Genomic DNA, 730 nt, shown 5'->3' with positions numbered 1-730 from the left:
CTGCCGCCCATCGTTGTTCCGCTGATGGAACCGGCCATTGATGGTGATATCGAAGGGGCGCATGGCGGTATCGGCCTGCGGCATACCGAGGTGCCGTTGGTGGTCTACCTGATCAACCCCAAAGATGGCGTCAGTCCGGGCAGTGTTGCCTCACTGTTCTGGGGCAACCGTAATATTCCCGTGGCCTCTACGCCGATTCGCGAAGGCGAGGAAAACCTTGACCTGATCCCGCTGACTGTTCCCGCGCACCATATCGTCCCGTACTTGGTCGACGGTGTACGTGGCATGCTAAGGCGCAGAAGCGGCAATGAGTCATTCACCGAAGAAATCAAGTTACGGGTCAGCCTGACTCGCCCCGGTGGCGAAGACAGAGACTGTCTGCCCGGCCACCAGGGGCTGGCGTATGAGGTCCCACCGGAGGTTTTGCTGCATGGCGTCAACCAGCAGCAGGCACTGGCGGGTGTCAAGATCATCATTCGCTACTGGCTAAACATGCGCGCTTATGACCTGATCACTCTGGCCTGGGGCTCGCAAGTGGTTCAGCACCGGGTCCAACCCGGCGAAGTGGGCCGTGACATCACCTTGACCGTCGACTACGCCACTATCAGCGCCGCGGGCAATAACCGGCTTACGCGCGTGGCTTACCAGGTGCGGGACGCGGGCGGCAATCTGCCGGAGGAGCGGGCGCGCTGGTCGGCGGTGTCGTTGATTGATGTGCACCTCAATGAGG

The 730-nt window shown here is 61.1% G+C and carries 1 pseudogene; it reads left to right on the top strand.

Annotation, left to right across the window (positions count from 1 at the left end):
- Positions 1-730 (top strand): annotated as a pseudogene (locus GIV26_RS27035) (hypothetical protein); the annotation flags it as partial.

Source organism: Pseudomonas sp. PA-1-3F, from assembly GCF_021609665.1.
GTDB classification, from domain to species: Bacteria; Pseudomonadota; Gammaproteobacteria; order Pseudomonadales; family Pseudomonadaceae; genus Aquipseudomonas; species Aquipseudomonas paracarnis.
The sequence above is the reverse complement of the archived record's forward strand: the minus strand, read 5'-3'. Positions and strand labels throughout refer to the sequence as shown.